A 24,467-nucleotide genomic window follows, 5' to 3' on the forward strand; every position below is an offset into this window, starting at 1 on the left:
CGGGCGGCGCCCCGCGGGAACTTCCCGCGGGGCGCCGCCCGTTGGATCATCAGCGGCCCCATCCAGGGGACGCACCGGTCTTTGACTTCTCAACAGCGCACGAGACGAGAGACAGCGGCCCACGAGGACGCCCTTCTCAGACCCTCCCGGGAGAGCCCCCGGCCGGAGCCCCGCCGAAGTCCGCCAGTTCGGCGGCGTACGGCGGTTCCGCCCCCGCCCGGGAGCAGGTGATCGCGGCAGCGAGCGCCGCGAACCGCAGAAGCCGCGTCCAGCCCTCCGCGCCCAGTCCCACGAGCGCGTCGGCGGACAGCGCGTCGCCTGCGGCCAGCCCGTGCAGCAGGGCCGCGTTCACGGTGTCGCCCGCACCGATCGTGTCCACGACCTCGACGACCTCGCCCGGCACGGAGTGCACCGCGCCGTCCCGCGTATGGACGGTGAGCCCGTCCCCGCCCCGGGTGATCACGACGGCCGCCGGGCCCGCGGCCAGCCACTCACGCGGCGTCCCACCCAGCCACGCCGCGTCCTCCTCGGACAGCTTGAGCAGCGACACCGAGGGCAGCCAGCTCCGGAACCGGGCCCGGTAGGCGTCCGGGTCCGGTATCAGCACGGCCCGGATGTTCGGGTCGAGCGCGGTGAACACCCCCTGCCCGGCCGCCCGGCGCATCAGCTCCTCGTAGGCGCTCGCCCCCGGTTCCAGGACGAGCGAGCAGGTCCCGAACGACACCGCGCGGGTGCCCTCCGGCAGTTCCGAAGGCGCCGAGAAGAGGCGGTCGGCGGTGCCTTCGACATGGAAGGAGTAGGCGGCCGACCCGTCGGCGTCGATGGTCGCGACCGCCAGCGTGGTCGGCTCCGGGCCGCGCCGCACGGCCGACACGTCCACACCCGCCTCCCGCAGCCCGTCGAGCAGGGCCTCCCCGAAGGCGTCGAGGGACGTCCGGGAGAGGAAGGCGGTGGGGGAGCCGAGGCGGCCCAGGGCGACGGCGGTGTTGTACGGGCCCCCGCCGAGCGCCGGCCGCAGAGGGGCGAGGGCGCCCGTGCCCTGCGGCACCAGATCGATCAGGGCCTCACCGGCGACGACGATCACGAGGGGGTTCCTTTCACGGATGTCAGGGGCTGTTCGGCACAACCGCACGAGGTGCGGTGCACGAAGGTGCAGGGCAGACGCAGGGTCCGGGCGGGTCCGTCCGGCTCGGCGAGGCGGTCCAGGAGCACCCGGACCGCCTCGGCGCCGATCTCCCTGCTCGGCTGGGCGATCGCGGTGAGCCGGGGGGAGAACAGATCGGCCCAGGCGAAGTCGTCGAAGCAGCACAGGGCGATGTCACCGGGCACCGACAGCCGGTGCTCGCGCAGGGCGCGCAGGGCGCCGATGGTCATCGCGTTGTTGGCGGTGACCAGCGCGGTCGGTGGCGAGGCGAGCGCCAGCAGCGCGGCGGTCGCCTGCTCGGCGCCCGGGGACTCGGAGTCGCCCTGCACGACCAGATCCTCGTCGTACGCGAGCCCGGCGGCCGCCAGCCCGTCCCGGTACCCGGCGAGCCGCTCCACGGTCGTGCTCAGGCCCGGAAGACCGGCGACCATGCCGATCCGACGGTGACCGAGTCCGGCGAGATGGGTGACGAGCCGGGCTGTCGGCGCGGCGCTCTCGGCACAGATCTGGTCGCACACCAGGGAGCCGTCCGAAGAGAGGTCGACGACCCGGTCGAGCAGGACGGCCGGCACCTTGTGGCGCGCCAGGTAGGAGAGGAGCTCGCGCGGGTCGGGCGACGGGGCGACGATCATGCCGTCGACCCGGCGTTCGTGCAGCAGCTGGACGACCTCGCGTTCATGGCGCGGATCGTCGTGCGGGTCGGCGATGAGCAGGCCGTACCCGCGTTCCAGGGCCGCCGCCTCGACGCCCTGGAGGATCTCCGTGAAGTAGGGGTTGCTGATCGCCGACACGGCGAGCCCGATGGAGCGGGTGCGCGAGGTCACCAGGGAGCGCGCGAGGGTGTTGGGCGTGTAGCCGAGCGCGTCCACCGCGTCCAGCACGGCCTGGCGGGTGTGGGGCAGCACCGGCCGGGTGCCGTTCAGGACATGGGAGACGGTCGCCACGGACACACCGGCGCTGCGCGCGACGTCGGCCATGGTCGCCATGGTGACTCCTCCCGCTCCTGTGGCCCGCTCCCGTTGCTTCCGCCCGGGACGCTAACGCACGACGGAGACGACGTAAACGCTTGCGCAAGCGTTTACGTCACCCGGGCAAGCTTCTACGCCACCCGGGCATGCCGAACCCCGGAAACGGGCAGCGGCGTCACTCCCAGGTCCACCCGATGCCTACGATCCCCGTCCGCACCCGCTGCTCGACCAGGTGGGCCGAACGGTGCTGGGCGCTCAGGGCCAGCCGCTGCCGGCCTCCGCGGGGCGCCGCCGCCGAGTGCTGCGAGAACCGGTGACAGTGCACGGGCAGGGCGTCGTCGGCGAAGCGGACCTGCAGGGCGTACTGTCCGCCCGCGAGCGGGAAACCCCGCGCGTACTCGTGGGAGACGCCGGCCGTGCCGTCCTCCACGCCGTACCGGAAGAGATGCGTCTCACCCGCCCGCAGTCGCGTGCCGAAGAGCAGTTCGGCGACGAGGACACCGGTCTCCTGGTGCCGGCGCACGCGTCCGGTGCGGCAGTTCTCCAGGGCGTGCACCCGCATGTGCTCCGGCAGGGAGCCCGGGTCGCCGTGGTGGACCGCCACGAAGCGGTCCACGCCGTCCTGGTGGGCCCGCACGATGTGGTGCGACTCGCACTCCGCCAGCTCCCGGCGCCGCCCGATCCGCACCCGCTCGTGGTGGGCCAGCGTGTGCAGGCCGCCGTCGCGCGCACTGTCCAGTTCGGACAGCAGCTGTTCCAGGGCGCCGGACGCCTCCACCAGGGCCCGGTAGGAGCGGGCCGCCGGACGCTGGTGGGCGCTCTGGCCGTCCACCTCGGCGAGCAGCCGGATCAGGGACTCCTCGGGCAGCTGGAGTATCTCCTCCAGCGCCCGCACCGCACGCAGGGACTCCGGGCGCTGCGGCCGGCGGGCTCCCTGCTGCCAGTAGCTCAGGCTGGTCACGCCGACCTTCACCCCGCGCCGGGACAGATGGTGCTGGACCCGCTGCAGGGGCAGGCCCCGTGCCGCGATCGCGGCACGCAGGGCGACGTGGAAGGGGCCGCCTCTCAGGGCCGTGTCCAGCTCCGCGGTGCTGACGGCGGCGATGTCCGCGTGCTGAGGGGCGTGCGGCATGCAGGGGCCTTTCTGTGGAGTCACACGGCTGGTCGGACCGTTCACGCGGCCCGGGGCACCCGTCGGCGAGGGCGGGGCGGGGGTCTTCACATCCGTAAGCCGTCGTTCAGGGCCCCGGGTTCCCCCGCATTGAAGCGTGTCGGCCAGGCCCCGACAACACTTGCGCCGCAACGGCGGTGCGGTCCTGGCCGAGTCCCGACGCATCGGCTTCCGGATGCCGCCCCCGATGACGGAGGGTGACGGGGCGAGGTCGCCCGGCGTCGGGGCGGGTCGCCCACCTGCTGCCCGGCCGCGATGATCACGGTGTCCGGTTGTCCACAGGCTCGCCGGAGTGTCACCGCGCGCCAGTAGGGTGTGAGACATGGCCGACCCCTCCAGCTACCGCCCCAAGCCGGGACAGATCCCGGACTCCCCCGGGGTGTACAGGTTCCGCGACGAGCACCGCCGGGTGATCTACGTCGGAAAGGCGAAGAGCCTGCGCCAGCGCCTGGCGAACTACTTCCAGGACCTGGCGGGCCTGCACCCGCGCACCCGGTCGATGGTCACCACCGCCGCGTCCGTGGAGTGGACCGTCGTCTCCACCGAGGTCGAGGCGCTGCAGCTGGAGTACTCCTGGATCAAGGAGTTCGACCCCCGGTTCAACGTCAAGTACCGCGACGACAAGAGCTACCCGTACCTCGCGGTCACGATGAACGAGGAGTATCCGCGCGTGCAGGTGATGCGCGGTCACAAGAAGAAGGGCGTCAGGTACTTCGGTCCGTACGCGCACGCGTGGGCGATCCGCGACACCGTCGACCTGCTCCTGCGGGTGTTCCCCGTACGCACCTGCTCGGCCGGCGTGTTCAAGAACGCCCGCCGCACCGGCCGGCCCTGCCTCCTCGGCTACATCGGCAAGTGCTCCGCGCCCTGTGTGGACCGGATCTCCACGGAGGACCACCGGGAGCTGGCCGACGAGTTCTGCGACTTCATGACCGGCCGGACCAGCACCTACCTGCGCCGACTTGAGCGGCAGATGGGGGAGGCGGCCGAGGCGATGGAGTACGAGCGCGCCGCGCGTCTCCGGGACGACATCGGGGCGCTCAGGAAGGCCATGGAGAAGAGCGCCGTCGTGCTCGCCGACGCGACGGACGCCGACCTGATCGCGGTCGCCGAGGACGAGCTGGAGGCGGCCGTGCAGATCTTCCACGTCCGCGGCGGACGCGTGCGCGGCCAGCGCGGCTGGGTCACCGACAAGGTGGAGGAGATCACCACCGGCGCGCTCGTGGAGCACGCCCTCCAGCAGCTGTACGGCGAGGAGACCGGCGACGCGGTCCCCAAGGAGGTCCTCGTTCCGGCCCTGCCCGACCCGCTGGAGCCCGTGCAGGAGTGGCTGTCGGGGCGGCGGGGCGCCCAGGTCTCGCTGCGCGTGCCGCAGCGCGGCGACAAGCGCGCCCTGATGGAGACCGTCGAGCGCAACGCCCAGCAGGCCCTCGTCCTGCACAAGACCAAGCGCGCCTCCGACCTGACCACCCGCTCCCGCGCGCTGGAGGAGATCGCCGACGCCCTGGAGCTCGACAGCGCCCCGCTGCGGATCGAGTGCTACGACATCTCGCATCTCCAGGGCGACGACGTGGTGGCCTCCATGGTCGTCTTCGAGGACGGCCTGGCCCGCAAGAGCGAGTACCGCAGGTTCCAGATCAAGGGCTTCGAGGGCCAGGACGACGTCCGCTCCATGCACGAGGTGATCACCCGCCGCTTCAAGCGCTACCTCGCGGAGAAGGAGCGGACGGGGGAGTGGGCCGACGGCGACACTCCGGACGGTGCCGCCGGGGACGGCGCGAGCGACGGTTCGGGCCCGCTCACGGACATCTCGTCGGCACCGCTGTCCGACGGCCTCAAGGACGAGGACGGGCGTCCCAAGCGCTTCGCCTACCCGCCGCAGCTCGTCGTCGTGGACGGCGGGCAGCCGCAGGTCGCGGCCGCCCAGCGGGCCCTGGAGGAGCTCGGCATCGACGACATCGCGGTGTGCGGCCTCGCCAAGCGGCTGGAGGAGGTCTGGGTCCCCGGCGACGACGACCCGGTCGTCCTGCCCCGTACCAGCGAGGGCCTCTACCTGCTCCAGCGCATCCGCGACGAGGCGCACCGGTTCGCGATCACCTACCAGCGGACCAAGCGCTCCAAGCGTTTCCGCTCCAGCCCGCTGGACGACGTCCCCGGTCTGGGCGACACCCGCAGGCAGGCGCTGATCAAGCACTTCGGTTCGCTGAAGAGACTGCGGTCCGCGACCATCGACCAGATCTGCGAGGTGCCGGGCATAGGCCGCAAGACGGCCGAGACCATCGCCGTGGCCCTCGCGCAGGCGGCCCCGGCCGCCCCCGCCGTGAACACCGCGACGGGAGAGATCATGGAGGACGAGGCACCCGACCCCACGGCGGGGGCCTCGGGGGAGCCCGTGTCCGCGGGCGCCCCGGACGAACGACGGGGGCAGGAGAGATGAACGAGCACGACACCGGGGCCACGGCCGACCGAGATCCCGAGCCCCGGGACCCGCACAGGAGTCCCGGAGACGACCCCGCCCAGCAGGACGCACGCCAGGAAGACGGAGCACAGGTGAGTACGGGCAGCGAGAAGGCCGGAGTCCCGGACGCGGCCATCCCCGAGCTGGTGATCATCTCCGGCATGTCCGGAGCCGGCCGCTCCACGGCCGCGAAGTGCCTGGAGGACCTCGGCTGGTTCGTCGTCGACAACCTCCCGCCGGCGCTGATCCCCACCATGGTGGAGCTCGGCGCCCGCTCCCAGGGCAACGTGGCGCGGATCGCGGTCGTCGTCGATGTCCGCGGCAGGCGGTTCTTCGACAACCTCCGCGAGTCCCTCTCCGACCTCGACGCGCGCGGCGTGACCCGGCGGATCGTCTTCCTGGAGTCCTCGGACGACGCCCTGGTGCGCCGGTTCGAGTCGGTGCGCCGCCCGCACCCCCTGCAGGGCGACGGCCGGATCGTCGACGGCATCGCCGCCGAACGGGAGCTGCTGCGCGAGCTGCGCGGCGACGCCGACCTGGTGATCGACACCTCCAGCCTGAACGTGCACGAGCTGCGGGCGAAGATGGACGCCCAGTTCGCCGGCGAGGAGGAGCCCGAGCTGCGGGCCACCGTCATGTCCTTCGGCTTCAAGTACGGCCTGCCCGTCGACGCCGACCTGGTCGTGGACATGCGGTTCCTGCCCAACCCGCACTGGGTCCCGGAGCTGCGCCCCTTCACCGGTCTGAACGAGGAGGTCGCGGCCTATGTCTTCAACCAGCCCGGCGCCAAGGAGTTCCTCGACCGGTACGCCGAGATGCTCCAGCTCGTTGCCGCGGGCTACCGTCGTGAGGGCAAGCGCTATGTGACGATCGCCGTCGGCTGCACGGGCGGGAAGCACCGCTCGGTGGCCATGTCGGAGAAGCTCGCCGCGCGCCTCGCGGCCGAGGGCGTGGAGACGGTGGTCGTGCACCGGGACATGGGACGGGAATGACCGGACGTACTCCGCGGCTGAGCAGGCTGCGCCGGGCGGTGCCGGAAGGGCGTGCGAGCCGCGCCGGCCGAACCACCGAGACCCGGGGCGGCCGGCCGCGCCGCCGCGGCGCCCAGCCCAAGGTCGTCGCCCTCGGCGGCGGCATGGGCCTGTCGGCGTCGCTCGCCGCGCTGCGCCGGATCACCGGCGACCTCACCGCCGTCGTCACCGTGGCCGACGACGGCGGCTCCAGCGGGCGCCTGCGCGACGAGCTGGGCGTGCTGCCGCCCGGCGACCTGCGCAAGGCGCTGGCCGCGCTGTGCGGCGACGACGACTGGGGCCAGACCTGGTCCCGGGTCATCCAGCACCGCTTCCACTCCCAGGGCGACCTGCACGACCACGCCGTCGGCAATCTGCTGATCGTCGCCCTCTGGGAGCAGCTAGGCGACCACGTCCAGGCCCTCGACCTGGTCGGCAAGCTGCTCGGCGCGCACGGCCGGGTGCTGCCCATGTCGGCCGTGCCGCTGGAGCTCCAGGCCCTGGTCAAGGGGCACGACCCGGAGCGGCCCGACGAGGTCGACACCGTCCGGGGCCAGGCCACCGTCGCCCTCACCCGGGGCGAGGTGCAGTCCGTGCACCTGGTGCCGCCCGACCCGCCCGCGGTCCCCGAGGCCGTCGCCGCAGTGCGCGACGCGGACTGGGTGGTGCTCGGTCCCGGCTCCTGGTTCTCCTCCGTCATTCCGCACCTGCTGGTGCCGGAACTCCTGGACGCCCTCACCGAGACGAAGGCGCGCCGGGTACTCTCCCTGAACCTCGCCCCGCAGCCGGGAGAAACCGAAGGGTTCTCCCCGCAGCGTCATTTGGAGGTTTTGGGACGACACGCCCCTAAACTCGCCCTGGACGTGGTGCTGGCCGACGAGGCCGCCGTGCCCGACCGCGAAGTGCTCACGGAGGCCGCGAAGCGGCTCGGTGCCGCGGTCGAGCTGGCCCCGGTGGCCCGGACGGACGGGACGCCCCGGCACGACCCGGAGCTCCTCGCCGCCGCGTACGACCGTATTTTTCGGATGCATGGAAGGATCGGCCCATGGCGATGACGGCAGCGGTGAAGGATGAGATCTCCCGGCTCCCCGTCACCCGGACCTGCTGCAGGAAGGCGGAGGTCTCCGCCATTCTGCGGTTCGCCGGCGGCCTCCACCTGGTCAGCGGACGCATCGTGATCGAGGCGGAGCTCGACACGGCGATGGCGGCCCGCAGACTCAAGCGGGACATCCTGGAGATCTTCGGGCACAGCTCCGAGCTGATCGTCATGGCGCCCGGCGGGCTGCGACGCGGCTCGCGTTACGTCGTTCGGGTGGTCGCGGGCGGTGACCAGCTGGCCCGGCAGACCGGCCTGGTCGACGGGCGCGGACGCCCGATCCGCGGGCTGCCGCCGCAGGTGGTCTCGGGGGCCACGTGCGATGCCGAGGCCGCGTGGCGCGGCGCCTTCCTCGCGCACGGCTCGCTGACCGAGCCCGGCCGCTCCTCCTCGCTCGAGGTGACCTGCCCGGGTCCCGAGGCCGCGCTGGCCCTCGTCGGCGCCGCCCGCCGGCTGTCCATCGCCGCCAAGGCCCGCGAGGTGCGCGGCGTGGACCGCGTGGTCGTCCGGGACGGCGACGCGATCGGCGCGCTGCTGACCCGGCTCGGCGCCCATGAGTCGGTGCTGGCCTGGGAGGAGCGCCGGATGCGCCGCGAGGTGCGGGCCACGGCCAACCGCCTCGCGAACTTCGACGACGCCAATCTGCGCCGCTCCGCCCGCGCGGCCGTCGCCGCCGGGGCCCGTGTGCAGCGCGCTCTGGAGATCCTCGGCGAAGAGGTTCCCGAGCACCTCGCCGCGGCCGGGCGGCTGCGCATGGAGCACAAGCAGGCGTCCCTGGAGGAGCTGGGCGCGCTCGCCGACCCGCCGCTGACCAAGGACGCGGTCGCGGGCCGTATCCGCCGTCTGCTGGCCATGGCCGACAAGCGGGCGCAGGATCTCGGCATCCCGGGCACCGAGGCCAATCTCAGCGACGAACTCGCCGACAACCTCGTGGGATGACGGTCTGAGCTGACCCGATGTCAGAAGATGGGTGCCGATGACCACTTGGGACATCGGCACCGTCATTTGTCGCTCTTTGCGGCACTCTTGACTAGGACATGATGTGGCATGAGCCTGGCAGTCATTCGCCGCTGTGGCGAAACACTGCTAGGGGGGTACATGAGACCCAGAGCGAGATCGATCCTCGCTGTCGGCGCGCTCCTCGTCGGGGGAGCGAGTATCGCACCCATCGCCCAGGCACAACCGGGGAATTCGCCCCACACCGACCCGAGCGAAGTGAAGGTCTTCCGGGCCGAGGTCACCAAACAGCAGGTACCCCTGCTGCTGGCGGCCGGTCAGGACGGCCACGAACTCAGTGAGCAGGCACCCGACAAGGGCAAGGCCACCGTCGAGGTCTACCTGACCGACGAACAGGCCGGGAAACTGCGCAAGCAGGGCGTCGACCTGACCGAGCACCAGGTCACCGCCCGAGCCGAGGCCCGCACCGAGAAGGCCGCCGAGGGCGTGTTCCGCCCGTACAGCGGAAGCGGCGGGCTCAAGGAGGAGATCGTCCGGGCCGGGCAGCAGAACCCGGGCCTCACCAAGGTCGTCTCCATCGGCAAGACGTCACGTGGCCAGGACATCCTGGCCCTGAAGCTGACCAAGCACGCCGCGAAGTCCAAGGACGGCTCCAAGCCCGCCGTCCTGTACATGTCCAACCAGCACGCCCGCGAGTGGATCACGCCGGAGATGACCCGGCGCCTGATGCACTACTACCTGGACAACTACAAGAAGGACAAGCGGGTCCGGAAGATCGTCGACTCGACCGAGCTGTGGTTCGTCCTCTCGGCCAACCCTGACGGCTACGACCACACCTTCAAGGACTCCAGCACCCGTCTGTGGCGCAAGAACCTGCGGGACGTCAACGGCGACGGCGTCATCAGCACCGGCGACGGCGTCGACCTCAACCGCAACTTCTCCTACAAGTGGGGCTACGACGACGAGGGCTCGTCCCCGAACCCGACCAGTGAGACCTACCGCGGCGCGTCCCCGGGCTCCGAGCCCGAGACCAAGGCGCTGGACGCCCTGCAGAAGCGCGTCGGCTTCACCTACGGCATCAACTACCACTCCGCCGCCGAACTCCTGCTCTACGGCGTCGGCTGGCAGGTGGCCACGAACACCCCCGACGACGTGATGTACAAGGCGCTCGCCGGCACCCCCGAGAACTCCGCGATCCCCGGCTACCACCCGCAGGTCTCCTCGGAGCTGTACACGACCAACGGCGAGGCGGACGGGCACGCGTCGAACGTCAACGGGCTGGCGATGTTCACCCCCGAGATGTCGACCTGCCAGACCGCGTCGAACATCGACCCGAACGACCAGTGGAACGCGGCGGACTGCCAGTCCGTCTTCAACTTCCCCGACGACGAGAAGCTGATCCAGGACGAGTTCGCGAAGAACGTGCCCTTCGCGCTCTCCGTCGCCGAGAGCGCCGACCGTCCCGACCAGCCCGCCTCCTCGCTCGGCCTGAAGGCCGCGGACTTCACCCCGGCGCCGTTCACCACGTCGTACGCGCGCGGTGCGGACCAGGAGGTCTCCGTCGTCGTCCGCAAGGCGCTGCGCGACAAGGAGCTCAAGTACCGCGTCAACGGCGGCCGTACGTGGGACGTGGCGCTGCGGCCCTGGAAGGGCGGCGAGACCTTCGGCGGCGAGGACAACCTCTACTTCGACGAGTACCGGGCCAAGGTCCTGGACGGTGACCAGGGCGACAAGGTCGAGGTGTGGTTCACCGGCGAGACCCGCGACGGCAAGAAGGTCTCCAGCAGCCACTTCACCTACACGATCGCGAAACGCCCGCGCGCGGACGTCCTCGTGGTCGCCGAGGAGGGCACCGGAGCCCCGCAGGCGCAGAAGTACGTGGACGCCCTGAAGGCCGATGGGCACCGGGCGGTCGTCTGGGACGTCGCCGCGCAGGGCGCGCCCGACGCCCTCGGCGTACTCGGCCACTTCGACACCGTCGTCCACTACACGGGCGCCGGCGTCCCCGGCAACGCCACCCAGCTCCAACTGCGCGCCTACCTCAACGAGGGCGGCAAGCTCCTGGAGGCCGGTGAGCAGGCCGGCGGCAACGTCAACCTGGGCGACGGCACCCTGTCGAACGACTTCAGCCAGTACTACCTGGGCGCCTACTCCCGTACGTCCCTGCCCGGAGCCACCGGCTTCACCGGGTCCGGAGCGCTCGCCGGGTTCTCCGGCGCGCTCGCCGACGCCCCCGGCAACCCGCTCGACCGGGCCGGGAGCTACAGCGTCACCTCCGACCAGCTGCCCGCCGTCACGTTCCCGCAGTTCGCGAGCGCGGGAGCGGGCCAGTTCGCGGGGACAGTCAACCCCTACGGGCCGTTCGCGGGCTCCTGGATGGCGGCCGCCGTGCACACCGACGACGCCTGGAAGCGGCTGACCAGGACCGTCGACCTCACCGGGGTGACCGCGGCCCAGCAGCCCACACTGCGCACCCAGCTGCTGTGGGACGTCGAGCCCGGCTACGACAACGTCCTGATCGAGGCCCACACCACCGGGGCCGAGGACTGGACGACACTCCCGGAGAAGAACGGAGCGTCCAGCGCCGCCGTGCCCGAGGAGTGCGAGGCCGGCTTCTACATGAACGAGCACCCCTGGCTCGCGCACTACCTGACGCGGTCGCCGCAGAGCTGCACCGCGTCCGGCAGCAGCGGAAGCTGGAACGCGCTCACCGGCGCCTCCGCCGGCTGGCAGCAGGTCGAGTTCGACCTCAGCGCGTACGCCGGCAAGTCCGTCCAGGTCTCGATCAGCTATGTCTCCGACCCGGGCTCCGGTGGACGCGGCGTCCTCGCCGACCAGGCCTCGCTCGTCGTCGGCGGCACCGCGGTCGACACGGAGGGCTTCGAGACGTCGCTCGGCGCCTGGAGCCCGACCGGACCGCCCCCCGGCAGCCCGGCCGTCCTCAAGGACTGGGCGCGCACCGGGGCGCTGTTCCAGACCTACGGCGCGGTCACCACGCGCGACACGGTCCTCCTCGGCTTCGGCCTGGAGCACCTGTCCTCGGCGGCCGATCGAACGGCGCTCATCAGAAAGGCATTTTCCTCACTTGAGAGGTGACCCGCCGAGGCGGCACACGCCCGGCGGAGCATGACCGGATCGGCCGATCCGGGCTCCCGGGCGGGGCGGTCCGTACCCTACTGACGGGTACGGGCCGCCGTGCCGTGTATGAGGCATCTGGATGTCACCACGGCGGCTTCAGGGAGGTAGGGTCGGAGGCGGTCGGGGACATCCCAAACAGAGCTCGCCGGCACCGCATGGCCGGCGTACCAACGAGGAGATCGGTTCGTGACGATCCGCGTAGGCATCAACGGCTTCGGTCGTATCGGTCGCAACTACTTCCGCGCGCTGCTGGAGCAGGGTGCAGACATCGAGATCGTGGCTGTCAACGACCTGGGTGACACCGCGACCACCGCTCACCTGCTGAAGTACGACACCATCCTGGGTCGTCTGAAGCAGGAGGTCAGCCACACCGCCGACACGATCACCGTGGGCGGTCACACCATCAAGGTCCTTTCCGAGCGCAACCCCGCCGACATCCCGTGGGGCGAGCTGGGCGTCGACATCGTCATCGAGTCGACCGGCATCTTCACGAAGAAGGACGACGCCGCCAAGCACATCGCGGGCGGCGCCAAGAAGGTCCTCATCTCGGCTCCGGCCAAGGACGAGGACATCACCATCGTGATGGGCGTCAACCAGGACAAGTACGACCCGGCGAACCACCACGTCATCTCCAACGCCTCCTGCACCACCAACTGTGTGGCGCCGATGGCGAAGGTCCTCGACGAGAACTTCGGCATCGTCCGGGGCCTCATGACGACGGTCCATGCGTACACCAACGACCAGCGCATCCTGGACTTCCCGCACAAGGACCTGCGCCGCGCCCGTGCCGCCGCGGAGAACATCATCCCGACCACCACGGGTGCCGCCAAGGCGACCGCGCTGGTCCTCCCGCAGCTCAAGGGCAAGCTGGACGGCATCGCGATGCGCGTCCCGGTCCCGACCGGCTCGGTCACCGACCTCGTCCTGGAGCTCGGCCGCGAGGTCACCAAGGAAGAGGTCAACGCGGTCTTCCAGAAGGCCGCCGAGGGTGAGCTCAAGGGCATCATCGAGTACACCGAGGACCCGATCGTGTCCTCGGACATCGTCAACGCCCCGGCGTCCTGCACCTTCGACTCCTCCCTGACCATGGTCCAGGAGGGCAAGAACGTGAAGGTCATCGGCTGGTACGACAACGAGTGGGGCTACTCCAACCGCCTCGTCGACCTGACGGTCTTCGTCGGCGACCAGCTCTGATATCCAGAGCAGGCACCTCGATGTGAGGTTCAGGGCTCGGGCGGCGCAAGGACGCGTCGCCCGAGCCCTGACTCACGTACAGAACAGACCTGTTGGATCACGAGCGCTTCCGAGCGATCACGAGCTCTTCCCAGGAGTCCCCTACATGAAGACGATCGACGAACTTCTCTCCGAAGGCGTCGCCGGCAAGCGGGTGTTCGTCCGCGCCGACCTGAACGTGCCGCTGGACGGCACCACGATCACCGACGACGGCCGCATCCGCGCCGTGCTGCCCACCGTCAAGGCCCTCGCCGAGGCGGGCGCCCGCGTGATCGTCGCCTCCCACCTGGGCCGCCCCAAGGGTGCCCCGGACCCCGCCTTCTCCCTCGCCCCGGCCGCCGCGCGCCTCGGTGAACTCCTCGGTGCCGACGTGGCGTTCGCGACCGACACGGTCGGCGACTCCGCCCAGGGCGTCGTCGCGGGCCTCGCCGACGGGCAGGTCGCCGTCGTGGAGAACCTGCGGTTCAACGCGGGTGAGACCAGCAAGGACGACGCCGAGCGCGCCGCCTTCGCCGACCGGCTCGCCGCGCTCGCCGACGTCTACGTCGGTGACGGCTTCGGCGCGGTGCACCGCAAGCACGCCTCGGTGTACGACCTGCCGGCCCGTCTGCCGCACTACGCCGGCCACCTCATCGCGACCGAGGTCGGCGTCCTGAAGAAGCTCACCGACGACGTCCGGCGGCCGTACGTCGTCGCCCTCGGCGGCGCCAAGGTCTCCGACAAGCTCGCCGTCATCGACCAGCTGCTCGCCAAGGCCGACCGGCTGCTCATCGGCGGCGGCATGGCCTACACCTTCCTCAAGGCCAAGGGCTACGAGGTCGGCATCTCCCTCCTGCAGGAGGACCAGATCCCGGCCGTCACCGAGTACCTGGAGCGCGCCGAGAAGAGCGGCGTGGAGATCGTGCTGCCGGTCGACGTCCTGGTCGCGTCCGAGTTCCCGGACCTGAAGACCAAGGCCCCGGCCCACCCCACCACCGTCGCCGCGGACGCCATCCCCGCGGACCAGGAGGGCCTGGACATCGGCCCGGAGACCCGCAAGCTGTACGCCTCGAAGCTCGCCGACGCCGCCACCGTCTTCTGGAACGGCCCCATGGGCGTCTTCGAGCACCCCGACTACGCCGAGGGCACCAAGGCGGTCGCCCAGGCCCTCGTCGACTCCAAGGGCTTCACCGTGGTGGGTGGCGGCGACTCCGCCGCGGCCGTCCGTACCCTGGGCTTCGACGAGACGGCATTCGGCCACATCTCGACCGGAGGCGGCGCCTCCCTCGAATACCTCGAGGGCAAGACGCTCCCCGGCCTCGCCGCACTGGAGGACTGACTCTCTATGAGCACGCGCACGCCGCTGATGGCGGGCAACTGGAAGATGAACCTCAACCACCTCGAGGCCATCGCGCACGTCCAGAAGCTCGCCTTCGCCCTGGCCGACAAGGACTACGAGGCCGTCGAGGTCGCGGTCCTGCCGCCCTTCACGGACCTGCGCTCGGTCCAGACCCTGGTCGACGGCGACAAGCTGAAGATCAAGTACGGCGCCCAGGACATCTCCGCGCACGACTCCGGCGCCTACACCGGCGAGATCTCCGGGTCCATGCTGGCCAAGCTGAAGTGCACGTACGTGGCGGTCGGCCACTCCGAGCGCCGCCAGTACCACGCCGAGACCGACGAGATCGTCAACGCCAAGGTGAAGGCCGCCTACAAGCACGGCCTGACCCCGATCCTGTGCGTCGGCGAGGAGCTGGACGTCCGCGAGGCGGGCGACCACGTCTCCCACACGCTCACCCAGGTCGAGGGCGGTCTCAAGGACCTCCCCGCCGAGCAGGCCGAGACGATCGTGATCGCCTACGAGCCCGTCTGGGCCATCGGCACCGGCAAGGTCTGCGGCGCCGAGGACGCCCAGGAGGTCTGCGCCGCCATCCGTGGCAAGATCGCCGAGCTGTACTCGCAGGACTTGGCCGCCAAGGTCCGCATCCAGTACGGCGGCTCCGTGAAGTCGGGCAACGTCGCCGAGATCATGGCGCAGGCCGACATCGACGGCGCCCTGGTCGGCGGTGCCTCCCTGGACGCGGACGAGTTCGTCAAGATCGTGCGATTCCGTGACCAGTGAGTAGGCCATAGCGGCGATCCGTCGTACCCTTGCGGGGGCATGGTAGGCCTGGATGCGTGGCTCGCTCCGCGCGGCTGCCGTGCCCCCGTCGTTCATCCGAGTCCGAGAGAGTTGGTCCAGCCGTGGTTTTGGGGTTCTCGATCGCCCTGATCGTCTTCAGCGGGTTGCTGATGCTGCTGGTGCTAATGCACAAGGGGAAGGGCGGCGGCCTCTCCGACATGTTCGGTGGTGGCATGCAGTCGTCCGTCGGCGGCTCCTCCGTCGCCGAGCGCAACCTGGACCGGATCACCGTGGTGGTCGGTTTGCTGTGGTTCGCGTGCATTGTCGTGCTGGGCATGCTGATCAAGGTGAACAACTGACCGGCACACACCGTCCTTACGTAAGGCCCCATGTTCGGTACGCGCAGCTCAGCGCGGCCTATCATGGGGCTTGCGTCTAGGTGTGGGGGGCTTGTAACTCCAATCACTGGACGCGCGTTGGGCCTTACGTAGACTGAGGCGCTCGCAGCGAAGCGAAACGCCGACTCGCTTTGCGGCACCATCACGCAGGGAGTTACGACCGTGGCAAGTGGCAACGCGATCCGAGGAAGCCGGGTCGGGGCGGGGCCGATGGGCGAGGCCGAGCGCGGCGAGTCCGCGCCGCGTCTGCGCATCTCCTTCTGGTGCTCCAACGGGCACGAGACGCAGCCCAGCTTCGCCAGCGACGCGCAGGTTCCCGACACCTGGGACTGCCCCCGCTGTGGCTTCCCCGCCGGACAGGACCGGGACAACCCGCCGGACCCGCCGCGCACCGAGCCGTACAAGACGCACCTGGCGTACGTACGGGAGCGGCGCAGCGACGCGGACGGCGAGGCGATCCTCGCCGAGGCGCTCGCCAAACTGCGGGGCGAGATCTAGACATTGACGACCGGCCGGGTGCCCTGGGCACTCGGCCGGAGCCGTACCGCCCCCGCCTCACCCGCGCTCCGGGGTGATTGTCAGTGGTGCCCTCTACGGTGGTTCCCGTCGACGCCCACGCGTCGATGCACCGGGAGGGGGACCTGTGGCGACGACGGGGGAGACGGGCGTTTCCACGCTCGCCTGGCGCGGCGGATTCGGACGCCTGTGGGGCGCCGCCGTGCTGTCCAGCTTCGGCGACTCCCTCCGTACGGCCGCCCTGCCGCTCCTCGCCGTGACGCTGACCGACCGGCCCCTGCTGATCGCCGCGGTCACCGCCTGCGGCTATCTGCCGTGGCTCGTCTTCGGCCTGCTCGGCGGCGCCGTCGCCGACCGGGTCGACCAGCGGCGCGCGATGTGGACGGTGGACGCCGTGCGGGGCGCCCTGGTCGCCGCCTTCGCGGTCGCCGTAGCCCTCGGGCACGCCTCGATCGGACTGCTCATCGCCCTGGCCTTCACGCTGACCACGCTCCAGACCCTGTTCGACAACGCCTCCACGGCCCTGCTCCCCGCCCTGGTGGACCGGGACGCGCTCGGCACGGCGAACGCCCGGCTGATGACCGGGCAGCGGATCGCCGGCGGACTGCTCGGGGCGCCCGCGGTGCCGCTGCTGCTCGCGGCCGGCGCCGCCGCTCCCTTCCTGGCCGACGCGGCGACCTTCCTGCTGGCCGCGGCCCTCATCGCGTCCCTGCGCGTCCCTGCGCCGGACCGGGCCGCCCGGCTCGGGGGCAGCACCCTGCGCCGGGAGATCGCCGACGGGCTGCGCACCCTGTGGCGTGACCGGGCCCTGCGCGGCCTGTGCGCCGCGACCGCCCTGTGCAACATCGGGATGGGCGCCCTCATCGCGACCCTGGTCCTCCTGGTCACCGACTGGCTCGACGCGGGCACCACCGGTTACGCCGTCGCCTCCACCGCGTACGCCGCCGGCAGCCTCGCGGGCGGGTTCGGGCACGGGCCCCTCACCGCCCGGCTCGGGCTGACCCGGGCCGTGCTGTGCGCCGGGCTCGTGCAGATCGGCGCCCTGGTCGTCATGGGCTCCGTGCGCAGCCAGACGGCTCTGGCGGCGGCCCTCGCGGTCTTCGGCTTCATGGGCATGGTGTGGAACGTCAGCACCGCCACGCTGATGCAGCGGCGGACCCCCGCCGACCTGCTGGGCCGCGTAGCCTCCGCCTTTCGCACCCTGGCCGTGGCCGGCGCCCCGCTGGGCGCCCTGCTCGGCGGGGCCGTCGCCACCGCCTGGGGCCCGAACACCCCGGCGCTGCTCACCGCCGCCTTCTTCGTCCTGTCCGTCCTCGCGCTGATACCCGGGCGCGAGCGGGACGTATCTGTGGATGCGCCGGACGACGACGTCACGACGGCTCACGTCCCGCGCTGATCAATTAGGTTGGAACAGCTGGGACAGGCACGAAAGAAGGCTGAAGTCGCACATGAACGCAGACGGCCGTACCAGGCTCAACCGGACCCCCGAGTGGACCGCGCTGGCCGAGCACCGTGAGGAGCTCGCCGGTGTCGGGCTGCGGCAGCTGTTCGCCGCCGACCCGGGCCGCGGCACGGGGTACACGCTGCAGGTCGGCGACCTGCACATCGACTACTCCAAGCACCTGGTCAACGACGAGACACTGCGGCTGCTGCGCGAGCTGGCCGCCGCCACGGACGTGTTCGGGCTGCGGGACGCCATGTTCCGCGGCGAGAGGATCAACACCACCGAGGACCGCGCGGTGCTGCACACCGCCCTGCGCGCCCCGCGCGACGCGGTGATCGAGGTCGACGGGGAGAACGTCGTACCCGCGGTGCACGCCGTCCTCGACAAGATGGCGGACTTCGCCGGACGGGTCCGCTCCGGCGAGTGGACCGGCCACACCGGCCGGCGGATCAAGAACGTCGTCAACATCGGCATCGGCGGCTCCGACCTCGGCCCGGCGATGGCGTACGAGGTGCTGCGCGCCTTCACCGACCGGGACCTCACCGTGCGCTTCGTGTCCAACGTGGACGGCGCCGACCTGCACGAGGCCACCCGCGACCTGGACGCGGCCGAGACGCTGTTCATCGTCGCGTCCAAGACCTTCACCACGATCGAGACGATCACCAACGCCACCTCCGCGCGCGAATGGCTGCTCGCCGAACTGAAGGCCGGACCGGAAGCGGTCGCGAAGCACTTCGTCGCGCTGTCGACCAACGCCGGAAAGGTCGCCGACTTCGGCATCGACACCGCCAACATGTTCGAGTTCTGGGACTGGGTGGGCGGCCGCTACTCGTACGACTCCGCGATCGGCCTCTCGCTGATGATCGCGATCGGCCCGGACCGCTTCCGGGAGATGCTCGACGGCTTCCGGACCGTCGACGAGCACTTCCGCACCGCGCCCGCCGAGTCCAACGTGCCGCTCCTGCTCGGCCTCCTGGGCATCTGGTACGGCAACTTCCACGACGCCCAGTCGCACGCGGTCCTGCCGTACAGCCACTACCTGTCGAAGTTCACCGCCTATCTCCAGCAGTTGGACATGGAGTCCAACGGCAAGTACGTCGGGCGGGACGGACGCGAGGTCGACTGGCAGACCGGCCCGGTGGTGTGGGGCACGCCCGGCACCAACGGGCAGCACGCCTACTACCAGTTGATCCACCAGGGCACCAAGCTGATCCCGGCGGACTTCATCGGTTTCGCCGAGCCCGTCGCCGAGATGAGCGACCGGCTCAAGGCGCAGCACGACCTGCTCATGGCCAACTTCTTCGCCCAGACGCAGGCGCTGGCCTTCGGCAAGACACCGGACGAGGTCCGGGCCGAGGGCGTGCCCGAGGAGCTGGTGGCGCACAAGACGTTCAAGGGCGACCACCCGACGACGACGATCCTCGCCCGTGAGCTGACGCCGTCCGTGCTGGGTCAGTTGATCGCGCTGTACGAGCACAAGGTGTTCGTGCAGGGCGCCGTCTGGAACATCGACTCCTTCGACCAGTGGGGCGTCGAGCTCGGCAAGGTCCTCGCCAAGCGCGTCGAGCCCGCGCTGACCGAGGGCGCCGACGTACCGGGGCTCGACGCGTCGACGCAGGCCCTCGTCGCCCGGTACCGGGAGCTGCGCGGCCGGGCGTGACGCCGGGCGCGGGAAGCGGGCGGTGCCGTACGGCCGTCCGCCTCCCGCCCGCCGCGGGCAGCCGGCGGGTCAGGCCACCGCGCTCAGCGTGTCCGCGAGCCGGCGGCGGGCCGCCCGGGACGCCGGCAGCGCGGCCAGCGCCGCCGCCCCCGTCACCGCCGCCACGCCGAGCAGCAGCAGAAGCGGAGCCGACGGTCCCGCCGCGATGCCGGAGCCGATCCCGCTCGAAGCCCCCTGGGCGTCGATGAGCCAGCGCGCGAGCGGCACCCCGAGCCCGGTGGCGACGACCGCCGCGGCAAGGGCGGTGCACGCCGTCGACACCACGGTGATCGCGGTGATCTGCCGCGGTGAGAGACCGATGGCCTTCAGGGCCAGCAGATCGCGCTCGCCCTCGCGTACCGTCCCGCCGATCGCCGTCAGCAGCTCGATCAGCCCGATCAGGGCCAGGACGACGATCAGACCCACGATCACCCCACGCAGCGGCGAGAGCCCGTCGGCCGGGTTGGGCACCGCGTGCACGTCCAGGTGCCCGCGCCCGGCGGCCGTCAGCCGGTCGGCGACCGTGCCCGGATCGGCGCCGGGGCGCAGCCGCAGCTCGTAGAGGGTGGGGCCGAGCCCCGGGTCGTTCTCGCGGAGGGTGTCGAGGGAGGTGGAGATGACCCGCCCGGCGTTCTCCGGCTCGATGCTGCGGCCCACGATGTGCAGGATCTGCGGCTGGTCGCCCACGGTGATCCGCACCCAGTCGCCGACCCGCGCGTCCAGCAGCGCCAGCAGCCCCTGCCCGGCGACCGCCTCGTCGCGGCCCGTCGCGGCACGGCCCTCGGCCAGGGAGTACGGGTAGGGGTCCTGCCGGGTGCCGAGCCCGCGCAGCGCGATCGTGGCCGTCTGCCCCGGGACCAGCGCCGCCACCTCGACGCCCGGATAGGCGGCCGCAACCTGCGGGTCGCCCTCCAGCACGCTCCGGGCGGCCCGGCCGGTCAGCCCGGCGTCGGCGTGCACGGTGAGCGAGGTCGGCAGGCCCACCTGCTCCGGCCGCCCGTCGAAGCGCTCGATGGTGTTCCAGGCGCTCATCGCGACCACGATCAGCAGCAGCGGCAGCGCCAGCCGCGCGACCGTGGCCGGGGACCGCAGACGCCTGCTGAACGCCCGGTGCCAGCCCAGCACCAGCGCCGGGGGCAGCCGCAGGCCCAGCGCGCCGCGGGCCGCACCCGACAGCCGTCCACCGGGCGCGGACGCCCGCCGCGGCACCGGCACCGGAGGGACCCGCCCCGCCCGCCACGCGGCGAGCCCGGTGGTCGCGCCGATGAAGAGCACCACCGCCACCGGCACCACGAGCAGCGCCAGCGTGTGGCCGGGGAGCCCGTGCCACACCCCGACCGCGTCCCCGAGCCGCCCCGGTATCCGGCTGCCCAGCCCTTGCACGACGGCGGCGGCGGCCAGCGCGCCCAGCAGCGCGTACGCGAGGTGCTGGAGCAGGAAGACCCGGACGACCTGGCCCGGGGTGAACCCGATCGCCTTCAGCACCGAGATGTCCCGCAGATGCCCGCGGATGCGGGTGCCGATCGCGCCGTGCACGGCCAGTCCGGCCGCGACCAGGGCGCCCAGGCCGAACAGCCCGAGCACCTGCCCGAGCAGCCGGTTGTCACCCTGCGCCTCGGCCCGGGCCTGCTTCCAGGTGGAGACCTCGCTGACCGCGCCCGCGCCCAGCACGGTCACGGCGCGCTGGACGGCGTAGTCGGTGTCCTCGGGGTCGACCAGGCGCAGCGCGACCACCTGGCCCCTCGGGTCGCGCACGGCGGACGGCTGCGCCCAGACCAGACCTGGCTGCTCACCGGGCCGGTAGCGCTTCTCGGCGCTGTCCGCCACGCCGAGGACGGTCAGCTTGCGGTCCGTGCCGGGCAGGGCAAGGGTGTCGCCGGGCGCGGCCAGCAGGGCGCGGGCGAGGCGGCTCTCCAGGACCACTCCGTCGGGGTCCGACGGGTCCAGCCAGTGGCCGGACGTCAGCAGGGGGCGCCCCACGGACGGCTCCTCGGGGGTGCCGCGCAGCTCGACGGCGGCTCGCGCGCCCCGGGAGGCCAGGGTGGCGGAGGAGGTGGGGTAGGGGCCGGTGACGGACTCGACGCCGTCGAGCTCGGTCAGCCTGCCGGTGTCGGCGGACGGCGCCGTGTGCAGCCACACGTGCGCGCCGTGCGCCTGGGTGAAGACCCGCTGCCACGGGTTGGTGGCGTACCCGAACAGGGCCGTGGCCAGCAGCAGCGAGACGACGATCCCGGCCGTGGCCAGCACCAGGAACAGCGCCTCGCCGCGGTGCGTGCGCAGATCGGAGTGCGCCCAGCGCAGGGTGGCTCGCATGGCCTCAGCCCCTCGGCCCGGGCGCGGGGCGGCGGTCGGACTCCGGCATCTCAGTCCCTGAGCTCCAGCACACCGGAGGCGCCGGCGCGACGGGGCGGGGCACCGCCGTCGAGCGCCGCGTCGTCGGCTATCCGGCCGTCGAAGAAGCTGATCACACGGTCGGCGGCGCTCGCGAGCCGCGCGTCGTGGGTGACCAGGACGATGGTCTGGCCGCGCTGGTGGAACCGGGTCAGCAACCGCATCACCTCACGCGTGCCCTTGCTGTCCAGACTGCCCGCGGGCTCGTCGGCCAGCAGCAGCGGCGGACGGTTCACCAGGGCCCGGGCGAGCGCGACGCGCTGCTGCTCACCGCCGGACAGCTCGCCCGGCAGGCTGCGCTCCTTGCCCTCCAGGCCCAGCTCGGCCAGCAGGTCCGCCCGCTCGGCGCGGGCCCGCTTCGGCGGGACACCGGCCAGCAGGGCGGGCAGCTCGACGTTGTCGGCGACGGACAGGTCGGAGACCAGGTTGAAGAACTGGAAGACGATGCCGATGCGCCTGCGGCGCTCGACCGCCCACCGGGCCTCGCGCCAGCCGTCCGCGCACTCCCCGTCCAGCCAGATGCTGCCGCTGTCCGGGCGCTGCAGACCGCCGAGCAGATGCAGCAGGGTCGACTTGCCGGCGCCGGACGGGCCGGTGACGGCGACGAACTCGCCGCGCCGGACACAGAGATCGACACCCCGCACGGCACGGGCCGGAGCGCCTTCGCCGTGATGCGTCTTGACCAGGCCCTCGGCGCGCAGCACAGGAGTGGGGTCGTCGCTCACTCCAGCTCCTCCAGCTCCTCCTGGCACCGTTCCAGCCAGTCGAGGTCCGCCTGGAGGTGCAGCATCGCACCCTCGATGAGCAGATGCGCGACGCGGTTGTCCCGGTTCTCGGCGGCGGCCAGCTTCGACAGGTGACGCATGGTGTTCAGGTACTGGCGCCGCTGTCGGTTGATGAGGGCGATCTGGTCGGCGAGGCCGGTCTGCGGGGCGAGGGCCAGTTTCATGAAGAACTCGTCCCGCACCCGAGGCTCGTCCTCGGTCTCCTCGAACCAGGCGTGCAGCGCCTCACGCCCGGCGTCGGTGAGGTGGTAGACCTTCTTGTTGGGCCGGCCCGCCTGCTCGACGTCCTCGCCCTCTATGAGTCCCGACTTCTCGAGACGGCCGAGGGTGACGTAGATCTGGCCGACGTTCGGCTGAGGGTACGCGGAGCCCAGCAGTAGCTCAAGGTCCTGCTTCAGCTCGTATCCGTGCGCCGGGCCGCGCGCCAGCAGGGCCAGGAGGGGCAGCCGCACTCGTGACTCTCCTCCCGATGCCAAGCCGATGTGCCGCAGGCCCTAGTATCGCGCATACCTAACGGGTATACATGGCCTCTGTCCCGGGCGACGACGCCCGGTGCCAGGTGTACAGGGAGGAACCTATGCGGTGGATCCACGCCGCCGGTAGGGGCCTTCTCGTCCTGGTCGTGATCCTGACCGGGTACGTCGCCTCCGGAGCCCGCGCCGACGACGGTCCCGGAGCGGGCCGCGGGCCGATGACCCTGGCCACCGCGGGCGACCTCACCGGGTATCTCGGCTCCGTCCTGGACGGCTGGAACCGCACGCACCCCGACGAGCGGGTCACCCTCGTCGAACTGCCCGACTCGGCCGACGAGACCCACGCGCAGATGACGACGGACCTGCGCGGCGGCGACCGCAGCCGCTTCGACATCCTCAACATCGACGTCAGCTGGACCTCGGAGTTCGCCGCCCAGGGCTGGATCCGCCCCCTGGAGCGCGACCGCTTCCCGCTGGACACCTTCCTGAAGCCGGTCGTGGGCACGGCGACCTACGAAGGACGGCTGTACGCGGTCCCGTACGTCACCAACGCCGGCCTGCTCCTGTACCGCAAGGACATCCTCGCCAAGGAGGGCGTCGACCCGCCGCGTACCTGGGACGAGCTGGAACGGGCGGCGAAGGTGATCGCGCCGAAGTACGGACTGGACGGGTACGCGGGGCAGTTCCTGCCGTACGAGGGGCTCACCGTCAACGCCGCCGAGGCGGTCTACTCGGCGGGCGGATCCATCCTCGGCGACGAGGGCGAACGCGTCACCGTCGACTCGGCGGCCGCCCGCGACGGCATCGACTTCCTCGCCCGCGGGGTGCGCGAGGGCTGGATCCCGAAGCAGGCGCTCACGTACAAGGAGGAGGAGTCCAAGCAGGCCTTCCAGGACGGGCGCCTGCTGTTCCTCCGCAACTGGCCGTACGCCTACGCCGTCGCGTCGGCCGAGGGCTCACCGGTCGCCGGGAAGATAGGCGCCGTCCCGCTGCCCGGGCCCGACGGACCCGGCACGAGCGTGCTCGGCGGCTCCAACCTCGCCGTCAGCACCCACGCCCGGCACCCGGACTCGGCCGCCCGGCTGCTCGCGTACCTGACCAGCGAGCACGTCCAGCGGCAGGTGCTCACCCGCGGCGCCCTTCCGCCGGTGCGGGCCGACCTGTACGAGGACCCGGACCTGGTGCGCAGGTTCCCGTATCTGCCGACGCTGCGCGAGAGCGTGCGGACGGCCGCTCCCCGCCCCAAGAGCCCGCGGTACGGCCAGGTGAGCCTCGTGGTGCAGGCGGTCGTGCGGGACGCCATGGCCGGGCACGACACGTCCGAGGCCGCGGTGCGACGGCTGGCGCGCGAGCTCGACGCCATCGCACGCTGAGCCCTCACGCCCTCCCGGCCTACTTACTTGTTAGGTAACGGCGGAGTCTCATCCTCTCGAATCCCGTATGGGTATGCCCGGATTTGCCGGGTCAACTGTTCGGTAGCTTGCG

Annotated in this window: 19 protein-coding genes; 13 read left to right on the forward strand and 6 right to left on the reverse strand. The window is 71.7% G+C overall.

What is annotated here, in order from left to right; translation table 11 throughout:
* Positions 1 to 136: 136 nt before the first annotated feature.
* The 3 genes from ADL34_RS07615 to ADL34_RS07625 form a co-directional block, all read right to left on the reverse strand.
* Positions 137 to 1,084, reverse strand: coding sequence for a carbohydrate kinase family protein (locus ADL34_RS07615; protein ID WP_062674668.1), 948 nt, complete (start codon positions 1,082 to 1,084; stop codon positions 137 to 139).
* Complete coding sequence (locus ADL34_RS07620; RefSeq protein ID WP_062674666.1) at positions 1,081 to 2,130, reverse strand: LacI family DNA-binding transcriptional regulator; 1,050 nt, start codon at positions 2,128 to 2,130, stop codon at positions 1,081 to 1,083. The genes ADL34_RS07615 and ADL34_RS07620 overlap by 4 nt, the downstream gene beginning before the upstream one ends.
* Positions 2,131 to 2,287: 157 nt before the next feature.
* Positions 2,288 to 3,244: a hypothetical protein gene (locus tag ADL34_RS07625; protein ID WP_062674664.1), complete on the reverse strand. Its 957-nt coding sequence runs from the start codon at positions 3,242 to 3,244 to the stop codon at positions 2,288 to 2,290.
* Between the two features lie 361 nt (positions 3,245 to 3,605).
* Between ADL34_RS07625 and uvrC the strand changes: the two genes are divergently transcribed.
* The 12 genes from uvrC (at position 3,606) to pgi (ending at position 19,294) form a co-directional block, all read left to right on the forward strand.
* Positions 3,606 to 5,720, forward strand: a complete 2,115-nt coding sequence (gene uvrC, locus ADL34_RS07630) for an excinuclease ABC subunit UvrC (RefSeq protein ID WP_062674662.1) — start codon at positions 3,606 to 3,608, stop codon at positions 5,718 to 5,720.
* The gene (rapZ, locus tag ADL34_RS07635) at positions 5,717 to 6,733 is read left to right on the forward strand and encodes an RNase adapter RapZ (RefSeq protein ID WP_062674659.1); all 1,017 of its coding nucleotides are present in this window, start codon (positions 5,717 to 5,719) and stop codon (positions 6,731 to 6,733) included. The genes uvrC and rapZ overlap by 4 nt, the downstream gene beginning before the upstream one ends.
* Entirely contained in the window at positions 6,730 to 7,806 is a 1,077-nt protein-coding gene (locus tag ADL34_RS07640; protein ID WP_062674658.1) for a gluconeogenesis factor YvcK family protein, read from the forward strand. Before rapZ ends, ADL34_RS07640 begins: the two co-directional genes overlap by 4 nt.
* Positions 7,797 to 8,786: a DNA-binding protein WhiA gene (whiA, locus tag ADL34_RS07645; protein WP_055621477.1), complete on the forward strand. Its 990-nt coding sequence runs from the start codon at positions 7,797 to 7,799 to the stop codon at positions 8,784 to 8,786. Before ADL34_RS07640 ends, whiA begins: the two co-directional genes overlap by 10 nt.
* A 159-nt stretch (positions 8,787 to 8,945) precedes the next feature.
* The gene (locus ADL34_RS07650; protein WP_062674657.1) at positions 8,946 to 11,900 is read left to right on the forward strand and encodes a M14 family metallopeptidase; all 2,955 of its coding nucleotides are present in this window, start codon (positions 8,946 to 8,948) and stop codon (positions 11,898 to 11,900) included.
* Between the two features lie 228 nt (positions 11,901 to 12,128).
* Positions 12,129 to 13,136 (forward strand): type I glyceraldehyde-3-phosphate dehydrogenase, encoded by a 1,008-nt coding sequence (gene gap / locus ADL34_RS07655; protein ID WP_062674656.1) that lies wholly within the window; start codon positions 12,129 to 12,131, stop codon positions 13,134 to 13,136.
* 145 nt (positions 13,137 to 13,281) lie between these two features.
* A complete protein-coding gene (locus ADL34_RS07660; protein WP_062674655.1) occupies positions 13,282 to 14,493 on the forward strand; it encodes a phosphoglycerate kinase in 1,212 nt (403 codons plus the stop codon).
* Positions 14,494 to 14,499: 6 nt separating this feature from the next.
* Positions 14,500 to 15,276, forward strand: a complete 777-nt coding sequence (gene tpiA, locus ADL34_RS07665; RefSeq protein ID WP_062674652.1) for a triose-phosphate isomerase — start codon at positions 14,500 to 14,502, stop codon at positions 15,274 to 15,276.
* 128 nt (positions 15,277 to 15,404) lie between these two features.
* Entirely contained in the window at positions 15,405 to 15,635 is a 231-nt protein-coding gene (gene secG / locus ADL34_RS07670) for a preprotein translocase subunit SecG (protein WP_055621472.1), read from the forward strand.
* A 201-nt stretch (positions 15,636 to 15,836) separates the two neighbouring features.
* On the forward strand, positions 15,837 to 16,172 hold the full coding sequence (locus ADL34_RS07675) for an RNA polymerase-binding protein RbpA (protein ID WP_003957010.1): 336 nt from the start codon (positions 15,837 to 15,839) through the stop codon (positions 16,170 to 16,172).
* A 145-nt stretch (positions 16,173 to 16,317) separates the two neighbouring features.
* Positions 16,318 to 17,586 (forward strand): MFS transporter, encoded by a 1,269-nt coding sequence (locus ADL34_RS07680; protein ID WP_062674648.1) that lies wholly within the window; start codon positions 16,318 to 16,320, stop codon positions 17,584 to 17,586.
* Between the two features lie 52 nt (positions 17,587 to 17,638).
* Positions 17,639 to 19,294, forward strand: coding sequence for a glucose-6-phosphate isomerase (gene pgi / locus ADL34_RS07685; RefSeq protein WP_062674646.1), 1,656 nt, complete (start codon positions 17,639 to 17,641; stop codon positions 19,292 to 19,294).
* A gap of 69 nt (positions 19,295 to 19,363) precedes the next feature.
* On the opposite strand, the gene ADL34_RS07690 is transcribed toward pgi, so the two are convergent.
* From ADL34_RS07690 to ADL34_RS07700, 3 genes are read right to left on the reverse strand one after another with little or no spacing between them, the layout of a single operon-like run.
* Positions 19,364 to 21,646, reverse strand: coding sequence for an FtsX-like permease family protein (locus ADL34_RS07690; protein WP_062674644.1), 2,283 nt, complete (start codon positions 21,644 to 21,646; stop codon positions 19,364 to 19,366).
* A gap of 50 nt (positions 21,647 to 21,696) precedes the next feature.
* The gene (locus tag ADL34_RS07695; RefSeq protein WP_062674642.1) at positions 21,697 to 22,449 is read right to left on the reverse strand and encodes an ABC transporter ATP-binding protein; all 753 of its coding nucleotides are present in this window, start codon (positions 22,447 to 22,449) and stop codon (positions 21,697 to 21,699) included.
* Entirely contained in the window at positions 22,446 to 22,961 is a 516-nt protein-coding gene (locus ADL34_RS07700) for a PadR family transcriptional regulator (protein WP_062674639.1), read from the reverse strand. Before ADL34_RS07700 ends, ADL34_RS07695 begins: the two co-directional genes overlap by 4 nt.
* A gap of 125 nt (positions 22,962 to 23,086) precedes the next feature.
* Here ADL34_RS07700 and ADL34_RS07705 point away from each other — a divergent pair, with 125 nt between their 5' ends.
* A complete protein-coding gene (locus ADL34_RS07705; RefSeq protein WP_062674637.1) occupies positions 23,087 to 24,355 on the forward strand; it encodes an ABC transporter substrate-binding protein in 1,269 nt (422 codons plus the stop codon).
* Positions 24,356 to 24,467 lie beyond the last annotated feature (112 nt).

Source organism: Streptomyces sp. NRRL WC-3605 (assembly GCF_001509795.1).
GTDB lineage: Bacteria > Actinomycetota > Actinomycetes > Streptomycetales > Streptomycetaceae > Streptomyces > Streptomyces viridochromogenes.